The 25129-nt window shown below is 59.4% G+C and carries 24 protein-coding genes; 10 read left to right on the top strand and 14 right to left on the bottom strand.

The features are described from left to right. Window positions 1-135 precede the first annotated feature (135 nt). Both ACMWKK_RS14340 and ACMWKK_RS14335 read left to right on the top strand, forming a co-directional pair. Window positions 136-2040, top strand: a complete 1905-nt coding sequence (locus ACMWKK_RS14340; RefSeq protein ID WP_112779987.1) for an ABC transporter ATP-binding protein — start codon at window positions 136-138, stop codon at window positions 2038-2040. Between the two features lie 15 nt (window positions 2041-2055). Next, a complete protein-coding gene (locus tag ACMWKK_RS14335) occupies window positions 2056-2988 on the top strand; it encodes a LysR substrate-binding domain-containing protein (RefSeq protein WP_112779986.1) in 933 nt (310 codons plus the stop codon). Window positions 2989-3080: 92 nt separating this feature from the next. On the opposite strand, the gene mdcH is transcribed toward ACMWKK_RS14335, so the two are convergent. The 8 genes from mdcH to mdcA all read right to left on the bottom strand — a co-directional run bounded on the left by mdcH (window position 3081) and on the right by mdcA (window position 10130). After that, window positions 3081-3977 carry a malonate decarboxylase subunit epsilon gene (mdcH, locus tag ACMWKK_RS14330; RefSeq protein WP_406542821.1) on the bottom strand — a complete coding sequence of 299 codons (897 nt, stop codon included), beginning with the start codon at window positions 3975-3977 and terminating at the stop codon, window positions 3081-3083. Further along, window positions 3977-4594: a malonate decarboxylase holo-ACP synthase gene (locus ACMWKK_RS14325; RefSeq protein ID WP_112779984.1), complete on the bottom strand. Its 618-nt coding sequence runs from the start codon at window positions 4592-4594 to the stop codon at window positions 3977-3979. The genes mdcH and ACMWKK_RS14325 overlap by 1 nt, the downstream gene beginning before the upstream one ends. Before the next feature lie 2 nt (window positions 4595-4596). Further along, the gene (locus ACMWKK_RS14320) at window positions 4597-5556 is read right to left on the bottom strand and encodes an AEC family transporter (RefSeq protein ID WP_045330508.1); all 960 of its coding nucleotides are present in this window, start codon (window positions 5554-5556) and stop codon (window positions 4597-4599) included. A 126-nt stretch (window positions 5557-5682) separates the two neighbouring features. Beyond that, window positions 5683-6483, bottom strand: coding sequence for a biotin-independent malonate decarboxylase subunit gamma (mdcE, locus tag ACMWKK_RS14315; protein ID WP_112779994.1), 801 nt, complete (start codon window positions 6481-6483; stop codon window positions 5683-5685). Continuing rightward, window positions 6483-7316, bottom strand: coding sequence for a biotin-independent malonate decarboxylase subunit beta (locus tag ACMWKK_RS14310; protein ID WP_112779983.1), 834 nt, complete (start codon window positions 7314-7316; stop codon window positions 6483-6485). The genes mdcE and ACMWKK_RS14310 overlap by 1 nt, the downstream gene beginning before the upstream one ends. Then, complete coding sequence (gene mdcC, locus ACMWKK_RS14305) at window positions 7309-7608, bottom strand: malonate decarboxylase acyl carrier protein (RefSeq protein WP_014885504.1); 300 nt, start codon at window positions 7606-7608, stop codon at window positions 7309-7311. The genes ACMWKK_RS14310 and mdcC overlap by 8 nt, the downstream gene beginning before the upstream one ends. A gap of 9 nt (window positions 7609-7617) precedes the next feature. Further along, window positions 7618-8475, bottom strand: a complete 858-nt coding sequence (locus ACMWKK_RS14300) for a triphosphoribosyl-dephospho-CoA synthase (protein ID WP_112779982.1) — start codon at window positions 8473-8475, stop codon at window positions 7618-7620. After that, the gene (gene mdcA / locus ACMWKK_RS14295; RefSeq protein WP_112779981.1) at window positions 8475-10130 is read right to left on the bottom strand and encodes a malonate decarboxylase subunit alpha; all 1656 of its coding nucleotides are present in this window, start codon (window positions 10128-10130) and stop codon (window positions 8475-8477) included. The genes ACMWKK_RS14300 and mdcA overlap by 1 nt, the downstream gene beginning before the upstream one ends. A gap of 228 nt (window positions 10131-10358) precedes the next feature. Between mdcA and ACMWKK_RS14290 the strand changes: the two genes are divergently transcribed. Genes ACMWKK_RS14290 through ACMWKK_RS14280 form a run of 3 tightly spaced genes read left to right on the top strand, consistent with a single transcriptional unit; the run spans window position 10359 to window position 12495 of the window. Then, the gene (locus tag ACMWKK_RS14290) at window positions 10359-11381 is read left to right on the top strand and encodes a hydrolase (protein ID WP_045330497.1); all 1023 of its coding nucleotides are present in this window, start codon (window positions 10359-10361) and stop codon (window positions 11379-11381) included. Beyond that, entirely contained in the window at window positions 11378-11596 is a 219-nt protein-coding gene (locus ACMWKK_RS14285; protein WP_008503016.1) for a YheU family protein, read from the top strand. Before ACMWKK_RS14290 ends, ACMWKK_RS14285 begins: the two co-directional genes overlap by 4 nt. Before the next feature lie 29 nt (window positions 11597-11625). Next, entirely contained in the window at window positions 11626-12495 is an 870-nt protein-coding gene (locus ACMWKK_RS14280; RefSeq protein ID WP_032644550.1) for a phosphoribulokinase, read from the top strand. An 86-nt stretch (window positions 12496-12581) separates the two neighbouring features. Here the strand turns inward: ACMWKK_RS14280 and ACMWKK_RS14275 are convergent, their stop codons facing one another. After that, window positions 12582-12986 (bottom strand): OsmC family protein, encoded by a 405-nt coding sequence (locus tag ACMWKK_RS14275; RefSeq protein ID WP_008503018.1) that lies wholly within the window; start codon window positions 12984-12986, stop codon window positions 12582-12584. 311 nt (window positions 12987-13297) lie between these two features. On the opposite strand from ACMWKK_RS14275, the gene crp reads away from it, so the two are divergent. Together crp and ACMWKK_RS14265 are read left to right on the top strand one after the other, a co-directional pair. Then, entirely contained in the window at window positions 13298-13930 is a 633-nt protein-coding gene (gene crp / locus ACMWKK_RS14270) for a cAMP-activated global transcriptional regulator CRP (RefSeq protein ID WP_000242758.1), read from the top strand. A gap of 57 nt (window positions 13931-13987) precedes the next feature. Beyond that, on the top strand, window positions 13988-16075 hold the full coding sequence (locus tag ACMWKK_RS14265; protein WP_048994658.1) for a YccS/YhfK family putative transporter: 2088 nt from the start codon (window positions 13988-13990) through the stop codon (window positions 16073-16075). On the opposite strand, the gene argD is transcribed toward ACMWKK_RS14265, so the two are convergent. The 4 genes from argD to ppiA all read right to left on the bottom strand — a co-directional run bounded on the left by argD (window position 16072) and on the right by ppiA (window position 19238). Continuing rightward, window positions 16072-17295, bottom strand: coding sequence for a bifunctional acetylornithine/succinyldiaminopimelate transaminase (gene argD / locus ACMWKK_RS14260; protein ID WP_181663639.1), 1224 nt, complete (start codon window positions 17293-17295; stop codon window positions 16072-16074). The genes ACMWKK_RS14265 and argD overlap by 4 nt on opposite strands. Before the next feature lie 86 nt (window positions 17296-17381). Next, window positions 17382-17945 (bottom strand): aminodeoxychorismate synthase component 2, encoded by a 564-nt coding sequence (gene pabA / locus ACMWKK_RS14255; RefSeq protein WP_112779979.1) that lies wholly within the window; start codon window positions 17943-17945, stop codon window positions 17382-17384. A 30-nt stretch (window positions 17946-17975) separates the two neighbouring features. Then, complete coding sequence (locus tag ACMWKK_RS14250; protein ID WP_112779978.1) at window positions 17976-18560, bottom strand: putative adenosine monophosphate-protein transferase Fic; 585 nt, start codon at window positions 18558-18560, stop codon at window positions 17976-17978. Between the two features lie 105 nt (window positions 18561-18665). Beyond that, on the bottom strand, window positions 18666-19238 hold the full coding sequence (ppiA, locus tag ACMWKK_RS14245) for a peptidylprolyl isomerase A (protein WP_045330487.1): 573 nt from the start codon (window positions 19236-19238) through the stop codon (window positions 18666-18668). A gap of 276 nt (window positions 19239-19514) precedes the next feature. On the opposite strand from ppiA, the gene tsgA reads away from it, so the two are divergent. Then, the gene (gene tsgA / locus ACMWKK_RS14240; protein ID WP_032644557.1) at window positions 19515-20699 is read left to right on the top strand and encodes an MFS transporter TsgA; all 1185 of its coding nucleotides are present in this window, start codon (window positions 19515-19517) and stop codon (window positions 20697-20699) included. A 3-nt stretch (window positions 20700-20702) separates the two neighbouring features. Here tsgA and ACMWKK_RS14235 read toward each other — a convergent pair whose 3' ends face one another. Continuing rightward, a complete protein-coding gene (locus ACMWKK_RS14235; RefSeq protein ID WP_112779993.1) occupies window positions 20703-22019 on the bottom strand; it encodes a cytosine deaminase in 1317 nt (438 codons plus the stop codon). 238 nt (window positions 22020-22257) lie between these two features. Here ACMWKK_RS14235 and nirB point away from each other — a divergent pair, with 238 nt between their 5' ends. Both nirB and nirD read left to right on the top strand, forming a co-directional pair. Next, window positions 22258-24801, top strand: a complete 2544-nt coding sequence (nirB, locus tag ACMWKK_RS14230) for a nitrite reductase large subunit NirB (RefSeq protein WP_406542820.1) — start codon at window positions 22258-22260, stop codon at window positions 24799-24801. Beyond that, entirely contained in the window at window positions 24798-25124 is a 327-nt protein-coding gene (nirD, locus tag ACMWKK_RS14225) for a nitrite reductase small subunit NirD (RefSeq protein ID WP_112779976.1), read from the top strand. Before nirB ends, nirD begins: the two co-directional genes overlap by 4 nt. Window positions 25125-25129: the final 5 nt, after the last annotated feature.

The raw sequence follows: 25129 nt of genomic DNA, 5'->3' as shown, positions 1-25129 counted from the left end.
TCCCCTCCCGGTGTTGTTTCTGTTTTTGTGTATCGTCGCTGTTTTGGGCTACCATGGCGGCCCGGTGCGGAAAATGGCCCACACCTTACATTATCATAATGACAAATTAACATAGTCGGAACATACGGCGCTTCTATGATTGTTTTCTCCTCGTTACAAATTCGTCGCGGCGTGCGCGTCCTGCTGGATAACGCCACTGCTACCATCAACCCGGGCCAAAAAGTGGGTCTGGTCGGCAAAAACGGCTGCGGTAAGTCCACGCTGCTGGCGCTGCTGAAAAACGAGATTAGCGCGGATGGCGGTAACTTCACCTTCCCCGGGAACTGGCAGCTCGCCTGGGTGAACCAGGAGACGCCAGCCCTGAGCGAACCGGCACTCGACTATGTTATCGACGGCGACCGTGAGTACCGTAAGCTTGAGGCGGAACTCAACGCCGCTAACGAGCGCAACGACGGTCACGCCATCGCCACCGTTCACGGCAAGCTGGACGCCATCGACGCGTGGACCATTCGCTCCCGCGCCTCCAGCCTGCTGCACGGCCTGGGCTTCAGCAATGAACAGCTGGAACGCCCGGTCAGCGACTTCTCCGGCGGCTGGCGTATGCGCCTCAACCTGGCGCAGGCGCTGATCTGCCGCTCTGACCTGTTGCTGCTCGATGAACCGACTAACCACCTCGATCTCGATGCGGTTATTTGGCTGGAGAAGTGGCTCAAGAGCTATCAGGGCACTCTGATTCTGATCTCCCACGACCGGGACTTCCTTGACCCGGTGGTGGATAAAATCATTCATATCGAACAGCAAACGATGTTCGAGTACACCGGCAACTACAGCTCCTTTGAGCGCCAGCGCGCGACGCGCCTTGCCCAGCAGCAGTCGATGTACGAAAGCCAGCAGCAGCGCGTGGCGCACCTGCAGAGCTTTGTGGATCGCTTCAAGGCTAAGGCGTCAAAAGCCAAGCAGGCCCAGAGCCGCATCAAGATGCTGGAGCGCATGGAGATGATCGCCCCGGCGCACGTCGACAACCCGTTCCACTTCAGCTTCCGCGCGCCGGAAAGCCTGCCGAACCCGCTGCTGAAAATGGAGAAAGTCAGCGCGGGTTATAACGACCGCATCATTCTCGACTCCATCAAGCTCAACCTGGTGCCGGGTTCACGTATTGGCCTGCTGGGGCGCAACGGTGCCGGTAAATCGACGCTGATCAAGCTGCTCGCGGGCGAACTTAACCCGGTCAAGGGTGAAATCGGCCTGGCGAAGGGCATCAAGCTGGGCTACTTCGCCCAGCATCAGCTGGAATTTTTACGCGCGGATGAATCCCCGATTCAGCACCTCGCGCGCCTGGCGCCGCAGGAGATGGAGCAGAAGCTGCGCGACTATCTCGGCGGCTTCGGCTTCCAGGGCGATAAGGTCACTGAGAATACCGAGCGCTTCTCCGGCGGCGAAAAAGCCCGTCTGGTGCTGGCGCTGATCGTCTGGCAGCGCCCGAACCTGCTGCTGCTCGATGAACCGACCAACCACCTGGATCTCGATATGCGTCAGGCGCTGACCGAAGCGCTGATCGAGTTCGAAGGCGCGCTGGTGGTGGTGTCGCACGATCGTCACCTGATCCGCTCCACCACGGACGATCTCTACTTAGTGCACGACGGCAAAGTCGAACCGTTCGACGGCGATCTGGAAGACTACCAGCAGTGGCTGACGGACGTGCAGAAGCAGGAGAACCAGCCGGAGGAGTCTGCGAAAGAGAACGCCAACAGCGCGCAGGCGCGTAAGGACCAGAAGCGTCGCGAAGCGGAGCTGCGCACCCAGACGCAGCCGCTGCGTAAAGAGATTGCCCGTCTCGAAAAAGAGATGGAAAAGCTCAACGCCACGCTTGCCGCCGTTGAAGAGAAGCTCGGCGACAGCGGTCTGTATGACCAGAGCCGTAAAGCGGAACTTACGGACTGCCTGCAAACCCAGGCGAAGACCAAATCCAGTCTCGAAGAGTGCGAAATGGCGTGGCTGGATACGCAGGAACAGCTGGAAGCGATGCTGCAGGCCGACTAACACGCCGGGAGGGTTATGCGTTTCGATACCACGAGCGAGATTACGTTCCGCAAGCTCAGCATCTTCATGACGTTTATGGAGAAGGGGAATATCGCGCGCACCGCCGAAACGCTGGGCCTGAGCGGCGTCAGCGTGCACCGCGCGCTGCACACCCTGGAAGAGAACGTGCGCTGCCCGCTCTTTACCCACAAGGGGCGCAACCTGATTGCGCTTCCCTCTGCCTGGACGCTGCTGGAGTATTGCCAGGAGGTGATGCAGGTAATGGAGCGCGGGCTTGATGAAGCGCGCAAAATTGCCGGCATCGGCCAGGGCCGGCTGCGGGTGGGGACGCTCTACTCGCTCACCCTGGAAACCGTCCCGCGCCTGATTATGGGCATGAAGCTGCGCCGTCCGGATCTGGAAATGGACCTGACGATGGGATCTAACGAAACGTTACTCCACATGCTGGATGACGGGTCGCTGGATGCCATATTGATCTCCATCTCCGAAAGCGATATCGACCGCAACACCCTTGAGGTTCTTCCCCTTTTCCACGACGACATTTTCCTTGCCGCCCCGGCTTCCGCCACGCTGAACACCAGCGGGCCTGCGGATCTGCGGGACTACAAGGATCAGAAGTTTGTCTCGCTGGCGGAAGGGTTTGCCACCTACGCGGGCTTTCAGGAAGCGTTTCATATCGCCGGGTTCGAGCCGGAGATCGTTACGCGCGTGAACGACATTTTCTCTATGCTGAGCCTGGTGCAGGCGGGAGTCGGCTTTACGCTGATGCCGGGCAGGATGAAGAAGGTGTATGAGAATTCGGTGCAGCTATTGAAGCTGGCGGAGCCGTACCAGATGCAGCAGCTGATTGCGATTGTCTTCGCCCGCAACCGCGAGCAGGATCCGAGCCTGCGCGCGCTCGCCGCCGAAGGGCGGATGTATGCGCGCAGCTTGCAGGATAGTGCGTGATGCCTTGCCGGGTGGCGCTGCGCTTACCCGGCCTACAAAACTACAATTCGGGAGTAGGCCGGGTAAGGCGAAGCCGCCACCTGGCAAAAAACTCACGCACGAAGCCGACCCGCCAGATGCACCGCCACGTCAACGCCGCTGCGCTCCAGTGCAATCGTCTCGCCTTCCCACACCGCCTGTCGCGTTAAGCAGGTCAGCACGCCGCCGGGCGGCATCTCGATTGCCAGCCGGGCTTCACGTTCGTTGGCGGAAATCATCGCCTCCTGCCAGCGCACCGTGCGCGCCATATTCATCGCCAGATCGTCGGCTATTTTTTCCGGCTGCCACAGCACCCGTCCGGTGCTGCCGCTCAGATACGCGCAGTGCGGGCGTGAAAGCGCAACCGATTCAAACGCCGCCGCCAGCGTCTGCGCCGGTTCGGCCAGCAGCGCGCAGTGCGACGGTACGCTGACCGCCAGCCGTTTAGCCTTGCTCCCCCCTTTTGCCAGCGCGCGTGCCGCCGCCTGCGCCATCCCGTCGTCGCTTCCGGCAATCACGATCTGCGTTTCGGCATTCAGGTTGGCAATATACGTTCCCGTGCCGTCGATAAGCGTTTCCACCTGCGACAACGTCAGGCCCATAATCGCCGTCAAACCATAGCCGTGCGGGTACGCCTGCTCCATCAGATCGCCGCGCAGGGCCACCAGCTTCAGCGCGTCGGTAAAGTCCAGCGCGCCCGCGATGACCGCCGCAGGATAACCGCCGATTGAAAGCCCGCTCACAATGTCCGGCGTCACGCCGCGCCGTTCGAGCTCGCGCGCCCAGGCTACGCCAGAAATCAGCAGACACAGCTGAACCGCGCGGGTATGAGCGAGTGAGGCCGCACTATCGAGCGTATCGACTTCGCTGCCCAGCACCTCGCGTGCCTCCGCCAGCGTCGTTCCCGGCAGGTTTTGCAGCATGCCTTCATGCTGCGTGCCCTGCCCCGGAAAGGTAAACAGTATTTTCATCACTCCTCCCTGCGCCACGGATCGGCCACCAGGCGCGGTCCGCGGCTCGTTTTCAGCAGCGTTTTACCGTCGCGCAGCCACTCTGCCAGCGCGAAGCCGCCGTCGGGCGTATCCACCTGCGTATCCGCCCGGCACAAGGCGCGGTCGAGCTGCGTCTGCCATGCGGTAAATGCGTCAGGGGAAATCGGCCGCGGGGCGCGGATCAGCAGGTCGAGATCGCTGTCGGCGCGAATGACCGGAATGCCGGTCGCCAGCGCGTAGCCGGTGCTGCCGGTAATGCCCCACGTCCACGGCCAGGCCTGCTGAGAAAGCTGAAGCGCCACCTGAACCGGAGGCTGCGTGACAAACGGCGAACGCAGCAGGTCCGCCGTTACGCTCAGTGATTCGGGTGACACCACGCGCAGCACGTTTTCCGGCTTCACCCATCCGGCCGCACGCTGGTCGCGGCGCAGTCCGCGCACGCCAACGGGAATACGGCCTTCACTGTCAACATCACGCCGCACCACGACCGGCAGGCCGGTATGCCAGGCCGCCTCAACCCAGGAGTCGGTAATGCCTTCCAGCGCGTCGCGTGCGGTGAGCCAGATGAGGTCGTGCGGGCGTAATGCTGTGGTCATAATTACATTCCTGAAGTCAGCGAGATAAACAGCGGCAGCGACAGGATACACAGTACGGAGCTTAACAGCAGCACGGCCTCTGCATCCGGCGACTGCACGCCAAAGCGGTTACCGAACACCACGCCGAAGAAGCCCGCAGAGAGCGCAATCATCAGGATAGCGGTGATCGCCACGGAGCCGTGCAGACCGAAGATCAGCACGATACCCCAGGCAATCGCGGGCTGAATCAGCAGCTTGGCAATAGTTGACGTAATCACCATGGTGTTAATCTGCAGCTTGCGGGCAGAGAGGATCACCCCGGTCAGGAACAGCGCCGCCGCGGTCGCGGAGAGCCCCAGCGGTTTAATCGCCGCCAGCACCAGTTCCGGCATTTTGATACCGATGGCGGACAAAATCACACCCAGCAGCGGGCCCATCACGATCGGTTTTTTAATCGAACGCCACATCAGCACCGGCAGCATGGAGAGCGTTGAGCCGGAGCTATTCCCCTCAGCGCGCGCTTTTTCTCGTTCAAGAATCAGCAGGCAGAACGGGGTCATCAGCACCGAACCGCAGGCGATGGAAACGGCCACGGAGAGCGAGGTAGACGAGCTTTCCCCGAGCACGCTGCCCAGAATCGGCAGGCCGAGCGCCGCATAGTTTGGCAGGGCGACGGTCAGCGTCAGCACGGCCGCATCCTGCGGGGATTTCTTAAAGACGCTGGTCGCGAGGAAGTAGATGACCGCATAGGTGATCCACATCGCCAGGGTCAGCACCAGAATCAGCGGCGACTGGGCCACGATGCCGGTCCACGGCGTTTGCACGGTGGCGCTAAACAGCGCGGCGGGAAGGGCGAAATCCATCACGAAGATATTCAGCAGGGAAACGTTTTTGTTATCGACCATCTTTGCCTTGCCGGCCCAGAAACCCAGCAGCATGATGACGAAAATCGGTGCAAGAGCATGAACAATTACGTAAGTCATAAATCACCTGTAGTAAAAAAAGTTTTAGCACTGGTGCGATGTTTATTATTTTTCAGGATGCAGGCCCCCGCGCGGGCGCGGCGAACGCGCCCACGGGGTTATGCATCTGGCAGGTCTCTTTTTTACTTACCAGCTGGCTCGCATACGTTCGCGGACGAGCGCAGAGCTGCGGCGGTTGTCAGCACCCAGACGATTCTTCAGCGTGGTGTCCTGACGAGCGTCACTGATGGCCTGTTGCAGGGTCGCTTTCACCTGCGCCAGATCGTTATCGGATGGGGCATCCGGGTTGCTGATGTCCAGCAGGTTTGAAAGCAGCCCCAGGGTGGCGTAGTTGCTGATGTCGTAGGCCATGGGCGGAATGGTGGCCGCCAGTTTTTCCAGCGCGTCGACGGTACGCAGCGTAATGCGCGCCGCAGACTCTTTGCCCATCGCGTGGATCAGCACGCCCTTATCGTTGAAGGCAATCAGGCGGTTAGCCTGGTAGCCGTGCGCCAGAAACGCGCCGGACATCGCCTTGCCGACGATAAGCCCAATCACCGGGTGACCGGCCAGGCGTGCATTCGCATAGGCTGCTGCCGCCCCGGCCAGCGCCTGATGAATACCAAACGCCTCTTCGCGACGACCATAGGCCTGGCTAGGGACGTCGATCACCGCCACAATCGGGCGCTTCACGGACTTATTGGCATCCTCGGCCACGGTTTCGCTCACCACTTTCGCCAGGGTCCAGCCTTCCAGCAGACCGACTTCCCCTTTCGCCGCGCGCGGGAAGTGGTTGTTGGCATCCGGCACCACGGCAATAAAGCGCACCGCTTCGCCGTTCAGCTCACCGTCTGCCGCCTGCACGGACGGGCACAGTCCTTCCACGCGTTTGGCATTTGGGGCGAGGGTTTCCAGCCAGAGTTCGCCACGGCTTTTTGAATTACTCATCATTTCACCTCCCGGGCAAAAAGCGCGTTAATCTGTTCGGCATCGGCCTGCTTGCGGGTGTCGAAATTCGTCAGACGGGTCAGGTAATCGTCGTAGTTGTCGGTGCGGTGTTTCGCGGGGACGCCTTTGGCAATCGCGTCGTTCATCGCCGCTTTCACCGCGTTCACGCCGTCACCCACCAGGGCATCCACCAGCCCGCTTTGGTAGCGCACTTCGCCCCCGGTCATGCTCCAGATAAACGGACGGTCGCGAGAGTCGTACTCCTCAATGCCCGCCTCCTGCTCGATAACCTGCGGGCCGTTGAGGCCGAGACGCGCTTCGCGGGTGACAATCAGGTAGCTGCACAGCGCTGCCGCAATGGACATCCCGCCGAAGCAGCCCACGGTTCCCGCCACAATCCCGATGACCGGCGTATAGCGACGCAGGTCAACAATCGCCGCGTGGATGTCGGCAATCGCCGCCAGGCCGAGGTTCGCTTCCTGCAGGCGCACGCCGCCGGTTTCAAGACAAAGCACCGCCTGAGTCGGAATGCCGTTGCGGTTATCTTCCGCCGCCAGCTCCAGCGCCGCCGCCATTTTGGCACCGGACACCTCGCCCATGCTGCCGCCCTGGAACGCCCCTTCAATCGCCACGACGACGGCTGGCTTGCCGTTGAGGGTGCCTTTCGCCACCACCATGCCGTCGTCCGCCTGCGGCACAATGCCCTGCGGCCCAAGCCACGGCGAGATAATGCCTTCAAACGGATCCAGCAGTTCGCGGTAGCTGCCCTCGTCGAGCAGGGCCTGCGCGCGCTGGCGCGCTTTCAGTTCGATAAAGCTGCTGTCATCACGCATGGCTCACCCCCTCAAAAACCTGTTCGATACGAATGCGCGCCACGCCCGGCGTCGCGCCGAAGTCGTGGATGGTCAGTTTGCCTGCGGGCAGGCTGCTGACGGTTTGCAGGCGGTTGAACAGCGCCTCCCAGCGCCCCCGGCTGTTGTCAACGGAGGTGGTGATATCAATGGTTAACGTCTGGCCCGGTTCGGCGGTGAAGAGCACCTCCATATCCCCGGAGCCGACGACGCCTGCCAGCGCTCTGCCGCTTAACGCGCGGCTGGCTGGCACGGTCAATGTGATTTTTTCCATAACATCCTCTTAAAGCTTTGAATAAGGCGTTTCGATGCGATCGAGAAACAGCGTGGCGGCAAGCAGGTCGGCTGCGCCGCCCGGCGAAGCGTTAAGCGTGAGCATGTGGCGATCTAAGTTCGCCAGCGCCTGCTGGCCCGCAGCCGTTGCACAGCCTCCGGCATTCAGCACCGCACGGGCGCCGTCCTGCATGGCGTCAAGCCCCTCCATTCCTGCGCGCGACAGCACGCAGGTGTCGGTGAGCGAGGTCATGATCGCCATCAGCGCGTCGAGCCTGGCGTGCGCTTCGTTACTGCCGTTGAGACGGCTCAGGCGAAGCTGCGGCAGCGCGCGCTGCATAACGTGCGGAAACGCCTGCTGAGCCTCTTCGCGCGCGCCCGGCACGCGGTAACGGTGCGTGGCGCGCAGGCCTTTACTGAACACCTTCGGCGCCGCGTCGTCCGGCAGTCTCGCCAGCTGTGCGGCAGTGCGGGCGACGTCTTGCGCCCTGGCATTCCCGCCCAGCATCGCCACCGCGCTGACCAGCAGCCCCAGCGCCCAAATCGCACCGCGATGGGTGTTTACGCCGCCGGTTGCAGCCATCATCTGCTGCTCGCCTTCACGGCCAAGACGGCCAACGGTTTGCCGAAGCGCAATATCTGCCGGACGCTGCCAGCTTTGCTGCGCCAGCGCCTGAAACGTCGGGGTCAGGCTGTGCGCGGAGCGCTCCATTAGCGCAAGGGATAAATCGCTGTGCGCGCCGTTCCCCCGACTGTCCACCAGACCGGGTTTCGGGCTTAAACGTGCTTCGTCAATCAGACACTGCGTGGCGGTTCGCGCCAGCCATTCGGCACCGCCTTCAACCTGAATCTGGGGCAGAAGTTTCATTACCAGCTCCGGAATTTCGCAGGCGGGTTATACAGGCCGCCGGACCATTCAACGAGATCCGACACGCTGCCTGCCGCCAGCAGAGAGCGGGTGGCGTCGGTGCGGCGAATGCCCATATCTTCCGGATACATAACCTTGCCGCTCTGGCGCAGTTCCGCCACGCGTTTAGCGTCCACGCCCAGGCCGATATCGGTGATCCCCGCCACGGCGGCGACCATGGCGCGACGCTCTTCCAGGTCTTTCGCCCGGTAGAGATAGGCAATCCCCTCTTCCGTCAGCACGTGCGTCACGTCATCGCCGTAAATCATCACCGGCGCCAGCGGCATGCCGGAGGCTTTTGCCACGTCAACGGCATCAAGTTTTTCCACGAAGGTCGGCTTCACGCCCGCCTGGAAGGTTTCCACCATCTGCACGACGAGTTTTTTACCGCGCTGCATCGGATCGGGTTCGGTGATCATGTTCAGCCAGGCCGGTGTCGCGTGGCGACGACCGTGCGGGTCGTGACCCATGTTTGGCGCCCCGCCGAAGCCGGAGAGACGGCCGCGGGTCACCGTGGAAGAGTTGGCGTAACCATCAACCTGCAGAGTTGAGCCGATAAACATATCCACCGCGTACTGGCCGGCCAGCTGGCAGAACGCGCGGTTGGAGCGCATCGAGCCGTCGGCACCGGTAAAGAACACGTCAGGACGGGCGCGGATGTACTCCTCCATTCCCAGCTCGCCGCCGAAGCAGTGCACGCTTTCGACCCAGCCGCTTTCGATGGCGGGGATCAGGGTCGGATGCGGGTTGAGCGTCCAGTGCTTACAGATTTTGCCCTTAAGGCCAAGCTGCTCGCCGTAGGTAGGCAGCAGCAGCTCGATCGCCGCGGTGTTAAAGCCGATCCCGTGGTTCAGGGACTGCACCTGATGTTCCGCGTAGATGCCTTTAATGGCCATCATCGCCATCAGGATGTGCTCCTGCTTGATCAGGCGCGGGTCGCGGGTAAACAGCGGTTCGATAAAGAATGGCTTGTCGGCAACGACAACATAGTCAATCCAGGAGCCCGGGATATCGACGCGCGGCAGATCGCACTCGTCGTCCACCAGCTCGTTCACCTGCGCGATGACGATCCCGTCGTGGAAGGCAGCGGCTTCCACCAGCGCCGGGGTATCTTCAGTGCTCGCCCCGGTGTAGAGGTTGCCCTTGCGGTCTGCCTTAAAGCCGGCAATCAGCGCCACGTTGGGCGAGAGGTCGACGTAGAGTCGTGAGTAAAGTTCGATGTAGGTGTGAATGGCGCCGATTTCGAGCTGACCATCTTCCAGCAGCTGGGAGATTCGCAGGCTTTGGGTACCGGAGAAGGAGAAGTCCAGCTTGCGGGCGATGCCTTTCTCAAAGATATCCAGATGCTCGCTGCGCCCGACGCTCGGCATTATCATATGCAGGTCGTGGACAACTTGCGGGTTCACTTCTGCCAGCGAACGGGAAAGGAAATCCGCCTGCTTCTGGTTGTTACCTTCCAGAACGACCTTGTCGCCAGGCGCGATCAGTTTTTCCAGCATGGCGACCAGATCGCCGGTTGGCAGTACCTTGCCCTGCACCGGTACGGACGCCAGACGACGCGCTTTTTCGCTGCGTCGCGTGTTCCATTGCCGGGTGGGTGTTTGCCCAGATAACATTATTAACCTCCTGATTCAGCTAATCATTTTGATTTGCTTAACGTTGAGTAAAGTGTGCGCTCTGGTGAGAAAGGCATCAATTAAGCGTAGAGCGGAATCATTAGCTTGAGAGTAATAATCAAGGTAAAGATTTGTGATCGGGATCAGTTCATGTTTCGGAAAACCAGGCTAAACGGGGTACAATTCGGAAAGTATCGTTAATATCTGACAAGAATCAGCATCGCCCTTATGACCCAAATCATTCCATCAGGCTTCGACATTGCAGCCGAAGACAGCACCGAGTTCGTGCCCCTGCGCGGCGTGGCCAACTGCCATTTGCAGACCATGCTGCCGCGGCTGATCCGCCGCAAGGTTCAGTTCACGCCGCACTGGCAGCGGCTTGACCTGCCGGACGGTGATTTTCTGGATCTCGCCTGGAGCGAAGCACCGGAGCAGGCGCGCCACAAGCCGCGGCTGGTGGTCTTTCACGGTCTGGAAGGCAGCCTGCACAGCCCGTATGCGCACGGCTTAGTTGAAGCGGCAAAAGCGCGCGGCTGGCTCGGCGTGGTGATGCATTTTCGCGGCTGCAGCGGCGAGCCAAATCGTCAAAAACGTATCTATCACTCGGGTGAAACCGAAGACGGAACCTGGTTTTTGCACTGGCTGCGGGAAAATTACGGCACGGTGCCAACGGCGGCTGTGGGCTATTCGCTGGGCGGCAATATGCTGGCCTGTCTGCTGGCCAAAGAGGGCGAAAGCGTCCCGCTGGATGCCGCCGTCATTGTCTCCGCGCCGTTTATGCTGGAGCAGTGCAGCTACCACATGGATAAAGGCTTTTCCCGCGTCTATCAACGCTACCTGCTCAACCTGCTGAAGGCCAACGCGGCGCGTAAGCTGAAGGCCTACCCGGATACCCTGCCGGTCAGCCTGCGCCAGCTGAAAAAGGTGCGCCGTATTCGCGAGTTCGACGATCTGATCACCGCGAAAATCCACGGCTTCGCCGATGCGATTGACTATTATCGCCAGTGCAGCGCCATGCCGCTGCTCAGCAAAATCACCCAGCCGACGCTGATTATTCACGCTAAAGATGACCCGTTTATGGATCATCACTCAATTCCCGCTCAGGAATTCCTGCCCGACAACGTTCACTATCAGCTGACCGAGCACGGCGGCCACGTCGGGTTTATCGGCGGGACGTTGCGCCGCCCGAAAATGTGGCTTGAGACGCGTATTCCTGACTGGCTAACTCCTTATCTGGACGGTGCAAAATGATCATTCCCTGGCAGGATCTGGCTCCCGAAACGCTCGATAATCTGATTGAAAGCTTTGTATTACGCGAAGGCACCGATTATGGTGAACAGGAACGCTCGCTTGAGCAAAAGGTCAACGATGTTAAGCGCCAGCTGAAAAGCGGCGACGTGGTGCTGGTGTGGTCAGAACTGCATGAGACGGTGAATATCATGCCCCGCAACGCGTTTCACGGCTGATCTTCCACCTTTTCAGTCAGGGAGTTGCTATGTCTGCCAGACATCCGGTTATTGCCGTTACGGGGTCGAGCGGTGCGGGAACCACCACCACCAGCCTCGCCTTTCGCAAGATTTTCGCCCAGCTGAATCTCCGTGCGGCGGAGGTCGAAGGCGACAGCTTTCACCGCTACACGCGTCCGGAGATGGACATGGCCATCCGTAAGGCGCGCGATCTGGGTAAACACATCAGCTACTTCGGCCCGGAAGCCAATGACTTTGGCCTGCTGGAACAAACCTTCATCGAGTACGGGCAGAGCGGCAAAGGGCAGTCCCGCAAGTATCTGCATACCTATGATGAAGCCGTTCCCTGGAATCAGGTGCCGGGCACCTTTACCCCCTGGCAGCCGCTGCCGGAACCCACCGACGTGCTGTTTTATGAAGGGTTGCACGGCGGCGTGGTCACGCCTCAGCACGACGTGGCGCGCCACGTGGACCTGCTGGTTGGCGTGGTGCCTATCGTGAACCTGGAGTGGATCCAGAAGCTGACGCGCGACATGAGCGAGCGCGGCCATTCGCGTGAGGCGGTGATGGACTCGGTGGTGCGCTCCATGGAAGACTACATCAACTACCTCACGCCGCAGTTCTCCCGCACCCACATCAACTTCCAGCGCGTGCCGACGGTGGACACCTCCAACCCGTTCGCGGCCAAAAGCATCCCGTCGCTGGACGAGAGCTTTGTGGTGATCCATTTCCGCAATCTCGAAGGCATTGATTACCCCTGGCTGCTGGCGATGCTGCAGGGCTCATTTATTTCGCACATGAATACATTGGTGGTGCCGGGTGGAAAAATGGGGCTGGCGATGGAGCTCATCATGACGCCGCTGGTGGAGCGGTTGATGGAAGGGAAGCAGATCGCGTAAGCTGTTTTGCCCGGTGGCGCTGCGCTTACCGGGCCTACGATTAGGCTTTTGTAGGGCGGGTCAGCGAAGCGCCACCCGCCAAAAGATTAGGCCTCGATCACCTCATACGAATGGGTGATTTTTACCGCTTTCTCCAGCATTAACGCCACAGAGCAGTACTTCTCCGCAGACAGGTCAACCGCACGTGAAACCGCAGCGTCCTTCAGTTCTTTACCGGTAACCACAAAGTGCAGGTTAATGTGGGTAAACAGGCGCGGCGCCTCTTCGCGACGTTCTGACGTGAGTTTAACCTCACAATCCGTTACGTCATGACGGCCTTTTTGCAGAATCGACACCACGTCAATCGCGCTGCATCCCCCTGCCGCCATCAGCACCATTTCCATCGGGCTTGGCGCTTTGTCGCCTGAGTTACCGTCCATCAAAATCTGGTGTCCTGATGCGGACTCGCCCAGGAACGTTAAACCTTCAACCCATTTCACGCGCGCTTGCATATTCTTAAACTCCAACGTTGCATTTTTGGTGACAGATTACGCGTGCGTTACATTTCTCGCAATGGAAGGCGACCTGCATCATGCTGAAGCGAGACACCAGGAGACACGCGGCGAAAGCTATGCTAAAACACTCTGGATGCTACAGTAATACATTGACGTTACACATGTATGCGGAGGACATCAAACTTTACTGGCTGCGAAACGTTACGGTAGCCGACTTCCCAGGGTATGGGTAAGAATTCGATTGCAACCCCAGAGTCCGGATGCATCTGATGACTCTGGTGACAGCTTATAACAGAGGATAACAGCGCATGGTGCTTGGCAAACCGCAAACAGACCCGACTCTCGAATGGTTCTTGTCTCATTGCCACATTCATAAGTACCCATCAAAGAGCACGCTGATTCACCAGGGTGAAAAAGCGGAAACGTTGTATTACATCGTTAAAGGCTCGGTGGCAGTGCTGATCAAAGATGAAGAAGGGAAAGAGATGATCCTTTCTTATCTGAACCAGGGCGATTTCATCGGTGAACTGGGCCTGTTTGAAGAGGGCCAGGAACGTAGCGCCTGGGTTCGCGCAAAGACAGCATGTGAAGTGGCTGAAATTTCTTACAAGAAGTTCCGTCAGCTGATCCAGGTAAACCCGGACATCCTGATGCGTCTTTCTTCCCAGATGGCGCGCCGCCTGCAGGTCACCTCAGAGAAAGTGGGTAACCTCGCCTTCCTGGACGTGACGGGTCGTATCGCACAAACCCTGTTGAACCTGGCGAAACAGCCAGACGCCATGACCCACCCGGACGGCATGCAAATTAAAATTACCCGTCAGGAAATTGGTCAGATCGTCGGTTGCTCCCGTGAGACAGTGGGCCGTATCCTGAAAATGCTGGAAGATCAAAACCTGATCTCCGCCCACGGTAAAACCATCGTCGTCTACGGAACGCGTTAATTCCGCTTAAGCGGCGTGCCATCGCAAGGTGTCACGCCGTTTTTGTCTCTACTCCCCATGTGGCGCAGGCTGATCTATCACCCGGAAGTTAACTACGCACTGCGGCAAACGCTGGTGTTGTGTCTTCCCGTGGCCATAGGCCTGCTGCTCGGACATCTTCAGCAAGGCCTGCTGTTTTCCCTCGTGCCCGCCTGCTGCAACGTTGCCGGCCTGGATACGCCGCATAAGCGCTTTTTCAAACGCCTGATTATCGGCGGCGGCCTGTTTGCGGGCTGTAGCCTTGCGGTGCAGCTTCTGCTTGCCCGGGATATCCCGCTGCCGCTGATCCTGACCGTGCTGGCGATGACGCTGGGCGTCACGGCGGAAATCAGTTCGCTGCACGCCCGCCTGCTTCCCGCGTCGCTGATTGCGGCCATCTTCACGTTAAGCCTCGCCGGAAATATGCCGGTGTGGGAGCCGCTGCTGATCTACGCGCTCGGTACGCTGTGGTACGGGGTGTTTAACTGGTTCTGGTTCTGGCTTTGGCGGGAGCAGCCGCTGCGCGAATCCCTGAGCCTGCTCTATGTGCAGCTGGCGGAGTACTGCGAAGCCAAATATACCCTGCTCACCCAGCATACCGACCCGGAAAAATCCTTACCGCCGCTGCTGACGCGCCAGCAGAAGGTGGTGGACCTGATAAGCCAGTGCTACCAGCAGCTGCATATGCTCGCCGCCAACAGAAACCACGAGTACAAACGGCTGCTGCGCACCTTCCAGGTGGGGCTGGATCTGCAGGAGCATATTTCGGTGAGCCTGCACCACCCGCAGGAGGTGCAAAAGCTGGTCGAGCGCAGCCACGCCGAAGCGGTGATCCGCTGGAACGCGCAGACCGTCTCGGCACGCCTGCGGGTGCTGGCGGACGATATTCTCTACCACCGCTACCCCACGCGCTTTAACATGGAAAAACAGCTCGGCGCGCTGGAAAAAATTGCCCGTCAGCACCCGGATAACCCGGTCGGACAGTTTGCCGCCTGGCACTTCAGCCGTATCGCCCGCGTGCTGCGCACCCAGCGCCCGCTATATCCCCGCGACCTGATGGCGGATAAGCAGAAACGGCTGCCGCTATTGCCCGCGCTCAAAAGCTACTTGTCCCTGAAGTCGTCCGCCCTGCGTAACGCCGCGCGGATTAGCGTCATGCTGAGCATCGCCAGCCTGATGGGCATGGCGCTGCATCTGCCGAAACCCTACTGGATCTTAATGACCGTCCTGTTTGTCACCCAGAACGGCTACGGCGCCACGCGGGTGCGTATTCTGCACCGGGCAGGCGGCACGATGGCGGGGCTGATCGTTGCGGGCGTGACGCTGCACTTCCACGTTCCCGAGGGCTATACGCTGGCGGGGATGCTGGCGGTCACCCTGGTAAGCTACCTGATAATCCGCAAAAACTACGGCTGGGCAATGGTGGGCTTTACGGTGACGGCGGTATACACCCTGCAGCTGCTCACGCTCAACGGCGAACAGTTTATCGTTGCCAGGCTGATCGACACCCTGATCGGCTGCCTGATCGCCTTCGGCGGTATGGTCTGGCTCTGGCCGCAGTGGCAAAGCGGGCTGCTACGCCAGAACGCCCACGACGCGCTGGAGGCCGACCAGGAGGCTATCAGGCTGATCCTCAGCGACAATCCTCAACCGACGCCGCTGGCCTGGCAGCGGATGAAGGTCAATCAGGCGCACAACGCGCTGTTTAACTCCCTCAACCAGGCGATGCAGGAGCCGGGCTTTAACGCGCACTATCTGGCGGACATGAAGCTTTGGGTCACGCACAGCCAGTTTATCGTCGAGCACATTAACGCCATGACCACGCTGGCGCGCGAGCACACGATGCTGACGCCGGATCTGGCGCAGCGCTATTTGCAGTCGTGCGAAATTGCGTTGCAGCGGTGTCAGCAGCGTCTGGAGTATGACGCGCCGGGCGAGTCGGGGGATTCGAACATTCTGGAAGCGCCGGAAACGCTGACCCACGGGCCGATGAGTACCCTGGAGCAGCATTTGCAGCGCGTGCTGGGGCATCTGAACACCATGCACACCATTTCGTCGGTGGCATGGCGTCAGCGCCCGCATCATGGGGTTTGGTTAACGCGCGTGTTAAAGCGAACGCCGTACTAGTTTTGCTGGACGATCTTCCCGACTGCCGCCGCAAAACGGGCTAACCCGTCTTCGATGTCATTGTCTTCCACCACCAGCGACGGCGCAAAGCGCATCACGTCCGGCCCGGCGTTGAGCACCATCACCCCTTCGCGCGCGGCGGCGTGCAGGAAGTCGCGCGCGCGGCCCTTGAACTGCGGCTTCAGCTCGGCGCCAATCAGCAGCCCCATCCCACGGATCTCGCTGAACACGTCGAACTGCTCATCAATCTTTTGCAGGTGTTTCACAAACAGCTCGCGCTTCGCGCTAACGCCGTTCAACACCTCTGGCGTGTTGATAATGTCGAATGCGGCACCCGCCACGGCGCTCGCCAGCGGGTTACCGCCGTAGGTTGAGCCGTGAGAACCGACGTGGAACGCGGAGGCGATCTCCTGAGTCGTCAGGACCGCGCTCACCGGGAAACCGCCGCCGAGGGCTTTGGCGCTGGTCAGAATATCCGGCGTCACGCCGTAGTGCATATAGGCAAACAGGTCCCCGGTACGCCCCATTCCGCACTGCACCTCATCAAACACCAGCAGCGCCTGATGCTCGTCGCACAGCGCGCGCAGCCCCTGCAGAAATTCCGGAGTGGCCGCGGTCACGCCGCCTTCCCCCTGAATAGGTTCCACCACCACCGCGCAGGTGTGATCGTCCATCACCGCTTTCACCGCGTGCAGATCGTTAAACGGCACGTGGACGATGTCGGCCGGTTTCGGGCCAAAGCCGTCGGAATACTTCGGCTGACCGCCGACGGAGACGGTAAAGAAGGAACGTCCGTGGAAGGCGTTATGGAAGGCGATGATTTTGGTTTTATAGGGGCTGTGGCGCGTGGTCGCGTAGTAGCGCGCCAGCTTAAAGGCGGTTTCGTTGGCTTCGGTGCCGGAGTTCATAAACAGCACGCGCTCGGCGAAGGTCGCGTCAATGATCTTGCGGCCGAGACGCAGCGCCGGCTCGTTGGTGAACACGTTGCTGGTGTGCCACAGGGTTTCGCCCTGGGTTTTCAGCGCCTCAACCAGCGCGGGATGGCAATGCCCCAGCGCCGTGACCGCAATACCGCCCGCGAAATCCACATACTCTTTACCCTGCTGATCCCAGACGCGGCTGCCTTTTCCCTTCACCGGGATAAACTCAGCCGGTGCATAAATCGGCAGGATCACTTCATCGAATGTCGCGCGGGTAATTGCTGGTTGTTCAGTTGCCATGTCATGCCCATCCATTTTATGTCACAGTGCTTGTGAAAATATAATCACAAAATATGCATAAAAAATCACAACAAGGCAACAGATATTCAGCGGTGGAGGAAATTAGCCAGCAGCGCGTGCCCCTGCTCGCTGAGGATGCTTTCCGGGTGGAACTGCACGCCTTCGAGGTCCCACTCGCGGTGGCGAATCCCCATGATCTCCTGCGTATCGCTCCAGGCCGTCACCTCAAAGCAGTCCGGCAGCGTCGGCGGGTCAATCACCAGGGAGTGGTAGCGCGTCACGGTTAACGGATTTTTTAGCCCCGTGAACACCCCGGTACCGGTATGCGTGACCGGCGAAGTTTTTCCGTGCATCACTTTCGCGGCACGCACGATGGTGGCGCCAAACGCCTGGGCGATGGCCTGGTGGCCCAGGCAAACGCCCAGAATGGGCAGCTCGCCGGCATAGTGGCGGATAACCTCCAGAGACACGCCCGATTCTGACGGCGTGCAGGGGCCGGGTGAAATGACGATTTTCTGCGGCGCCAGCGTCGCAATCTCGGCGAGATCGATTTCGTCGTTGCGACGAACAACCACCTCCGCACCCAGTTCGCAAAAATACTGGTAAAGGTTCCAGGTGAAGGAATCGTAGTTATCAATCAGCAGAATCATGGCGGCCCCCGAAAAAAATGCCGCCCTATTCTACTCAGATTCCCGGGCTTCGCTCACTACTTTGGCAAAGATCGCGTTTAGCGCGGTTAAATCCCCCGTTGCGCCGCTGCGGTTAGCGGACACCCACTGCTCGGGATCGATATCGCGCCAGTCCAGCGCGTAGCCCGCATGAATGGCCAACTGCTCAAAGAAGACGCGCTGGGCAATGCCGTTGCCGCGCACAAACGGGTGCAGCATATTGATTTCGCAGTAATAGTGGCTAACTCTGTCTACGAATGCCCCTTTCTCCAGCCCCGCAAGATATTTCTCGCTCTCAAGCGCCGCCATCAGCTCGTTACCCATCTTTTCGATGTACTCAAAATGGCAGAAGGGAATGTCATCCTTAAAAATATCGTCGGTACGGAGCTCGCCTGCCTGCTTCATCTCGCTGTGATACAGATGGCGGTGAATGAGGCACAGATGGGGTAGCCCGGGCGCGGAAGGCCCCAGCGCCAGCGTTTCAATATGGGGCTCTGCGGGACCATGACCTTTTTCAAGGAGACTACTGGCCTGTAAATTGACGTTACGCTGCTGCTCCCAGAGACGGGATTTTTGCTTGTCGGTGAGTTTTTTCACTTAACGCCTCCCTGAATAGTCCGTTTGCCACAAGTATAAGCAGCAAAACGCGCTTTCGCAGGGAGGGCGATATAACGCGGGCGGGAGAGCCCGCGTTCAGAAGAATTACGGCAGAACTTTTGCGGAGAGGATAACCACCGGTTTTGACGGCACATTCTGATACGGACCGACGTCGTGAGTAGGCACCTGGGAAATCTTGTCGGCCACGTCCATCCCTTTCACGATTTTACCGAAGACCGCATAGCCGAAGTCGCGCTGGCCGTGGTCGAGGAAGGCGTTATCCGCCACGTTGAGGAAGAACTGGCTAGTGGCGCTGTCTTTGTCTGCGGTACGGGCCATGGAGATGGTGCCGCGCTTGTTCAGCAGGCCGTTGTCCGCTTCGTTTTTAATCGGCGGGTTAGGCTGCTTTTGCTGCATCTGCTCGTTAAAACCGCCGCCCTGCACCATAAAGCCCGGGATCACGCGGTGGAAGGTGGTGCCGTTGTAGAAGCCGCTGTTAACATAGTCGAGGAAGTTTTTCACAGAGACGGGAGCTTTCTGGCTATTCAGTTCCAGCTCAATATTCCCGGCAGAGGTAGTCAGCAGAACGTGAGGGTCCCCTTTGGCTGCCAGCGCAGCAGGGGAAACGGCAGAAAGAGCAAACACAGCTGCGACAGCCGCCAGCGTTGATTTGAGCATGAGAATTCCTTAACAAAGCGCAGTGTAAAAAGCGAATGGCTTGATTCTAAAGAGCAGTATGAACGGAGACCAGCCTTTTACCTAATTTTACGAAATTGAAACAGTTGTAACCACGCAAACGATTGGTTAGAGCGCCTTTTTATGTGATCACCGTCACATAAAAAACTGCAATCGTTCGTAAATTTTCCTGAAAAGGTGGGAATGGATCACTTTCAAGACTAGAATTTGCACGCTCTCAGCGCCCTCCGGCGCTTTTCTTTTTTCAACAGGCCAGACATGACTAACAGCAATCGCATCAAGCTCACATGGATCAGCTTCTTCTCCTACGCCCTGACCGGCGCGTTGGTGATCGTCACCGGGATGGTGATGGGAAATATCGCAGACTACTTCCAGCTGCCCGTTTCCAGCATGAGTAACACCTTTACCTTCCTCAACGCGGGGATCCTGATCTCTATCTTCCTGAACGCCTGGCTGATGGAAATCGTGCCGTTGAAAACCCAGCTGCGTTTTGGCTTTGTGCTGATGGTCGCCGCCGTAGCGGGCCTGATGCTGAGCCACAGCATCGCCCTGTTCTCCGCCGCGATGTTCGTGCTCGGCCTGGTCAGCGGGATCACCATGTCGATCGGTACGTTCCTGATTACCCACATGTATGAAGGCCGCCAGCGCGGCGCGCGCCTACTGTTTACCGACTCCTTCTTCAGCATGGCCGGGATGATTTTCCCGATGGTTGCCGCCGTTCTGCTGGCGCGCAGCATCGAGTGGTACTGGGTCTATGCCTGCATTGGTCTGGTCTACGTGGCGATCTTTATCCTGACCTTCGGCTGTGAATTCCCGGTGCTGGGCAAAAAAGCGCAAACCACCGCAGAGCCGGTTGCGAAAGAGAAATGGGGCATCGGCGTGCTGTTCCTCTCCATCGCCGCCCTGTGCTACATCCTGGGCCAGCTGGGCTTTATCTCCTGGGTACCGGAATACGCCAAAGGTCTGGGCATGAGCCTGAACGACGCGGGCAAGCTGGTAAGCGATTTCTGGATGTCTTACATGTTCGGCATGTGGGCGTTTAGCTTCATCCTGCGCTTCTTCGACCTGCAGCGCATACTGACCGTGCTGGCGGGTCTGGCAACCGTGCTGATGTATCTGTTCATCAACGGTTCCCCGGACAATATGCCGTGGTTCATTATGACCCTGGGCTTCTTCTCCAGCGCGATTTACACCTCGATCATTACCCTCGGTTCCCTGCAGACCAAAGTGGCCTCGCCGAAGCTGGTGAACTTCGTTCTGACCTGCGGCACCATCGGCACCATGCTCACCTTCGTGGTGACGGGCCCGATCGTGGCCCACAGCGGCCCGCTGGCGGCGCTGCACACCGCTAACGGCCTGTATGCCGTGGTGTTCATCATGTGCTTCGTTCTGGGCTTCGTGACCCGCCACCGCCAGCACAACGCGGCAGCAGCGTCTCACTAACCCCTACGCCCCTTTGCGCTCGGCAGAGGGGCTGTTTCTGGCAAAGCTGACCTCTTCCCCCCCGACGTCCGTCTGGATCCACGTCTGCGCCAGCTGCGTCGTGGCAATCACCCTGCCCTGACGAATCGACCAGCGCACCGGCACCTGACAGCGCACCGCTTCAAACCCGCTTTCCGCAGGCAGAATAATCAGGTTCGCCGGATTACCCGTTTCAATACCGTAATCGCTCAGGCCGAAGGTGCGCGCGCTGTTGTGGGTGATGAGATTCAGGCCGCTGTCGATTTGCGGATAGCCCATCATCTGACACACGTGTAGCCCCATGTGCAGCACCTGCAGCATGTTGCCGGTGCCGAGCGGGTACCACGGGTCGAAGACGTCGTCATGGCCAAAACAGACGTTAATGCCCGCGTCCTGCAGCTCTTTCACCCGGGTGACGCCGCGGCGCTTCGGATAGTCGTCAAAGCGCCCCTGCAGGTGGATATTGACCAGCGGGTTAGCGACGAAGTTTATCCCCGACATCTTCAGCAGACGGAAGAGTCGCGAGGTATACGCGCCGTTGTAGGAGTGCATGGCGGTAGTATGGCTGGCCGTCACGCGCGGGCCGATGCCTGCCTCGTACGCCAGCGTGGCCACCGTCTCGACAAACCGCGACTGCTCGTCGTCGATTTCATCGCAATGAATATCCAGCGGACGGTCATACTTCTTCGCCAGCTCGAAGGCGATGTGCAGCGACTGCACGCCGTACTCGCGGGTGAACTCGAAGTGTGGGATCGCCCCCACCACGTCGGCCCCCAGCTTTAATGCCTCTTCCAGCAGCGCTGCGCCGTTCGGGTAAGAGAGGATCCCCTCCTGCGGGAACGCGACGATTTGCAGCGTCACCCACGGAGCCACCTCCTGCTTCACCTCCAGCATCGCCTTCAGGGCAGTGAGCGTCGGGTCGGAGACATCCACGTGGGTGCGAACAAACTGGATGCCGTTGGCAATTTGCCACTTCAGCGTTTTCCAGGCGCGCGCTTTCACATCCTCATGACTGAGCAGCGCCTTGCGTTCCGCCCAGCGCTCAATGCCTTCAAACAGCGTGCCGGACTGGTTCCAGTTCGGCTCGCCCGCCGTCTGGGTGGTATCAAGATGGATATGCGGCTCGATGAACGGCGGGAGAGCAAGCCCACCGCGCGCGTTCAGTACTTCATAACTTTCGGCGTGGGTGTCGTCCATCGGGGTGATGTCACCAAACCGCCCGTTTTCAATGGCGAGCTGCCACAGTCCTTCCCGACCCGGTAAACGCACATTCTGAACAAGCCATAACGGTGATGTAGACATACCCTTCTCCTGAAAAACGCCGCTGATAATCCGGCGTATCGATTTTGCAAAACCGCCCATGATTTGTACACAAATTCAACAGAATCGAAAAGCCTGCGATTTCCACCACTTATAAAAATCCTGACAAATCAGTCCCATACCACCTAAGGAGTAGGCGAAGACGTATTTGATTTGCATCAATAAGCGCCCCGGCTGAATCGTTAAGGTAGGCAATAATAGAAAAGAAATCGAGGCAATAATGAGCAAAGTCAGACTCGCTATCATCGGTAACGGCATGGTCGGCCACCGCTTTATTGAGGATCTCCTCGATAAGGCCGGTGCCGGGCAGTTCGATATCACCGTGTTCTGTGAAGAACCCCGCAAGGCGTACGATCGCGTGCACCTCTCTTCCTACTTCTCCCATCATACCGCCGAAGAGCTCTCTCTGGTGCGCGAAGGTTTCTACGAGAAGCACGGCGTAAACGTGCTGGTGGGCGAACGCGCTATCACCATCAACCGCCAGGAAAAAGTGATCCACTCCAGCGCCGGGCGTACGGTTTTTTACGACAAGCTGATCATAGCGACGGGCTCGTATCCGTGGATCCCACCGATCAAAGGCTCTGATACGCAGGATTGCTTCGTCTACCGTACCATTGAGGACCTTAACGCCATCGAATCCTGCGCCCGCCGCAGCAAGCGCGGCGCGGTGGTCGGCGGCGGTCTGTTGGGTCTGGAAGCGGCAGGCGCGCTGAAAAACCTTGGCGTTGAAACCCACGTCATCGAATTTGCCCCGATGCTGATGGCCGAACAGCTGGACCACATGGGTGGCGACCAGCTGCGTCGTAAAATCGAAAGCATGGGCGTGAAGGTTCACACCAGCAAGAACACCAAAGAGATCGTGCAGGAAGGCACCGAGGCGCGCAAAACCATGCGCTTTGCCGACGGCAGCGAGCTGGAAGTGGACTTCATCGTCTTCTCCACCGGGATTCGTCCGCGCGACAAGCTGGCGACCCAGTGCGGTTTAGCCGTGGCGCAGCGCGGCGGGATCATGATTAACGACACCTGCCAGACCTCCGACCCGGATATCTACGCCATCGGCGAATGCGCCAGCTGGAACAACCGCGTGTACGGTCTGGTGGCGCCGGGCTATAAAATGGCGCAGGTCGCCGTGGACCATATCCTCGGCAGCGAAAACGCCTTCACCGGCGCAGACATGAGCGCCAAGCTGAAGCTGCTGGGCGTGGACGTGGGCGGCATTGGCGATGCGCATGGCCGCACCCCGAATTCCCGCAGCTACGTTTATCTCGACGAAAGCAAAGAGGTCTATAAACGCCTTATCGTCAGCGAGGACAATAAAACCCTGCTCGGCGCGGTGCTGGTGGGGGACACCAGCGACTTCGGCAACCTGCTCCAGCTGGTGCTGAACGCCATCGAGCTGCCGGAAAACCCGGACGCGCTGATCCTCCCGGCGCACGCCTCCAGCGGCAAACCGTCCATCGGCGTGGATAAACTGCCGGACAGCGCCCAGATTTGCTCCTGCTTCGACGTCACCAAAGGCATGCTCATCTCCGCCATCAATAAAGGCTGCCACACCGTGGCGGCGCTGAAGGCGGAAACCAAAGCCGGTACCGGCTGCGGCGGCTGTATTCCGCTAGTGACCCAGGTGCTGAACGCCGAGCTGGCGAAACAGGGCATCGAAGTGAACAACAACCTGTGCGAGCACTTTGCTTACTCTCGTCAGGAGCTGTACCACCTGATCCGCGTGGAAGGCATCAAGTCCTTTGACGAGCTGCTGGCGAAGCACGGCCAGGGCTACGGCTGTGAAGTGTGCAAACCGACCGTCGGCTCCCTGCTGGCCTCCTGCTGGAATGAGTACGTGCTCAAGCCCGAGCATACGCCGCTGCAGGACACCAACGACAATTTCCTCGCGAACATTCAGAAAGACGGCACTTACTCCGTGATTCCACGCTCGGCCGGGGGCGAAATCACGCCGGAAGGGCTGGTAGCCGTGGGCCGCATCGCGCGCGAATTCAACCTGTACACCAAAATCACCGGTTCCCAGCGCATCGGCCTGTTTGGCGCGCAAAAAAACGACCTGCCGGAAATCTGGCGCCAGCTGATTGAAGCAGGATTCGAAACCGGCCACGCGTACGCCAAGGCGCTGCGGATGGCAAAAACCTGCGTGGGCAGCACCTGGTGCCGCTACGGCGTCGGCGACAGCGTGGGCTTCGGCGTGGAGCTGGAAAACCGCTACAAAGGCATCCGTACCCCGCACAAAATGAAGTTCGGCGTCTCGGGCTGTACCCGTGAATGTGCCGAAGCGCAGGGTAAAGACGTGGGGATTATCGCCACCGAGAAAGGCTGGAACCTGTACGTCTGCGGTAACGGCGGGATGAAGCCGCGCCATGCGGACCTGCTGGCGGCCGACCTCGATCGCGACACGCTGATTCAGTATCTCGACCGCTTCATGATGTTCTACATCCGCACCGCCGATAAGCTGACCCGTACCGCCTCCTGGCTCGATAACCTGGAAGGCGGCATCGACTACCTCAAAGCGGTGATCGTCGACGACAAGCTGGGCCTGAACGAGCATCTGGAAGCAGAAATGGCCCGCCTGCGCGAAGCGGTGATCTGCGAGTGGACGGAAACCGTCAACACCCCGGCGGCGCAGACGCGCTTCAAACACTTTATCAACAGCACCCAGCGCGACCCGAACGTGCAGGTTGTGCCGGAGCGTGAACAGCATCGTCCGGCGACGCCGTATGAACGTATTCCGGTGACGCTGGTGGAGGAAAACGCATGAGCCAGTGGATAAACATCTGCGAGATTAACGACATTCTGCCCGCCACCGGCGTGTGTGCGCTGCTGGGTAACGAGCAGGTCGCGATTTTCCGCCCTCGTCACGATGAACAGGTTTTTGCCATCAGCAATATCGACCCGTTCTTCGAGGCCAGCGTGCTTTCCCGCGGCCTGATTGCCGAGCATCAGGGTGAACTGTGGGTCGCCAGCCCGTTGAAAAAGCAGCGTTTCCGCTTGAGCGACGGGTATTGCATGGAAGATGAGAGCCGCTCGGTGAAGCACTACGACGCTCGCGTGAAGGACGGCATGGTGCAGCTGAAAGGCTAACCTCC

Origin of the sequence: Enterobacter sp. 01-M-03-SI-ECC (assembly GCF_047530215.1) — a bacterium.
Classification (GTDB): Bacteria; Pseudomonadota; Gammaproteobacteria; order Enterobacterales; family Enterobacteriaceae; genus Enterobacter; species Enterobacter chengduensis.
The sequence above is the reverse complement of the archived record's forward strand: the minus strand, read 5'-3'. Positions and strand labels throughout refer to the sequence as shown.

Excerpts from the sequence above, each read along its gene's own strand:
- tsgA (WP_032644557.1), top strand. The coding sequence starts at position 19,515 with ATGACTAACAGCAATCGCATCAAGCTCACATGGATCAGCTTCTTCTCC.
- ACMWKK_RS14265 (WP_048994658.1), top strand. The coding sequence starts at position 13,988 with ATGTGGCGCAGGCTGATCTATCACCCGGAAGTTAACTACGCACTGCGG.
- ACMWKK_RS14300 (WP_112779982.1), bottom strand. The coding sequence starts at position 8,475 with ATGAAACTTCTGCCCCAGATTCAGGTTGAAGGCGGTGCCGAATGGCTG.
- ACMWKK_RS14325 (WP_112779984.1), bottom strand. The coding sequence starts at position 4,594 with ATGACCACAGCATTACGCCCGCACGACCTCATCTGGCTCACCGCACGC.
- ACMWKK_RS14335 (WP_112779986.1), top strand. The coding sequence starts at position 2,056 with ATGCGTTTCGATACCACGAGCGAGATTACGTTCCGCAAGCTCAGCATC.
- ACMWKK_RS14290 (WP_045330497.1), top strand. The coding sequence starts at position 10,359 with ATGACCCAAATCATTCCATCAGGCTTCGACATTGCAGCCGAAGACAGC.
- nirB (WP_406542820.1), top strand. The coding sequence starts at position 22,258 with ATGAGCAAAGTCAGACTCGCTATCATCGGTAACGGCATGGTCGGCCAC.
- mdcH (WP_406542821.1), bottom strand. The coding sequence starts at position 3,977 with ATGAAAATACTGTTTACCTTTCCGGGGCAGGGCACGCAGCATGAAGGC.
- nirD (WP_112779976.1), top strand. The coding sequence starts at position 24,798 with ATGAGCCAGTGGATAAACATCTGCGAGATTAACGACATTCTGCCCGCC.
- ppiA (WP_045330487.1), bottom strand. The coding sequence starts at position 19,238 with ATGCTCAAATCAACGCTGGCGGCTGTCGCAGCTGTGTTTGCTCTTTCT.
- pabA (WP_112779979.1), bottom strand. The coding sequence starts at position 17,945 with ATGATTCTGCTGATTGATAACTACGATTCCTTCACCTGGAACCTTTAC.
- argD (WP_181663639.1), bottom strand. The coding sequence starts at position 17,295 with ATGGCAACTGAACAACCAGCAATTACCCGCGCGACATTCGATGAAGTG.
- ACMWKK_RS14280 (WP_032644550.1), top strand. The coding sequence starts at position 11,626 with ATGTCTGCCAGACATCCGGTTATTGCCGTTACGGGGTCGAGCGGTGCG.
- crp (WP_000242758.1), top strand. The coding sequence starts at position 13,298 with ATGGTGCTTGGCAAACCGCAAACAGACCCGACTCTCGAATGGTTCTTG.
- ACMWKK_RS14310 (WP_112779983.1), bottom strand. The coding sequence starts at position 7,316 with ATGCGTGATGACAGCAGCTTTATCGAACTGAAAGCGCGCCAGCGCGCG.
- ACMWKK_RS14340 (WP_112779987.1), top strand. The coding sequence starts at position 136 with ATGATTGTTTTCTCCTCGTTACAAATTCGTCGCGGCGTGCGCGTCCTG.
- mdcA (WP_112779981.1), bottom strand. The coding sequence starts at position 10,130 with ATGTTATCTGGGCAAACACCCACCCGGCAATGGAACACGCGACGCAGC.
- mdcC (WP_014885504.1), bottom strand. The coding sequence starts at position 7,608 with ATGGAAAAAATCACATTGACCGTGCCAGCCAGCCGCGCGTTAAGCGGC.
- ACMWKK_RS14320 (WP_045330508.1), bottom strand. The coding sequence starts at position 5,556 with ATGACTTACGTAATTGTTCATGCTCTTGCACCGATTTTCGTCATCATG.
- mdcE (WP_112779994.1), bottom strand. The coding sequence starts at position 6,483 with ATGAGTAATTCAAAAAGCCGTGGCGAACTCTGGCTGGAAACCCTCGCC.
- ACMWKK_RS14235 (WP_112779993.1), bottom strand. The coding sequence starts at position 22,019 with ATGTCTACATCACCGTTATGGCTTGTTCAGAATGTGCGTTTACCGGGT.
- ACMWKK_RS14285 (WP_008503016.1), top strand. The coding sequence starts at position 11,378 with ATGATCATTCCCTGGCAGGATCTGGCTCCCGAAACGCTCGATAATCTG.
- ACMWKK_RS14275 (WP_008503018.1), bottom strand. The coding sequence starts at position 12,986 with ATGCAAGCGCGCGTGAAATGGGTTGAAGGTTTAACGTTCCTGGGCGAG.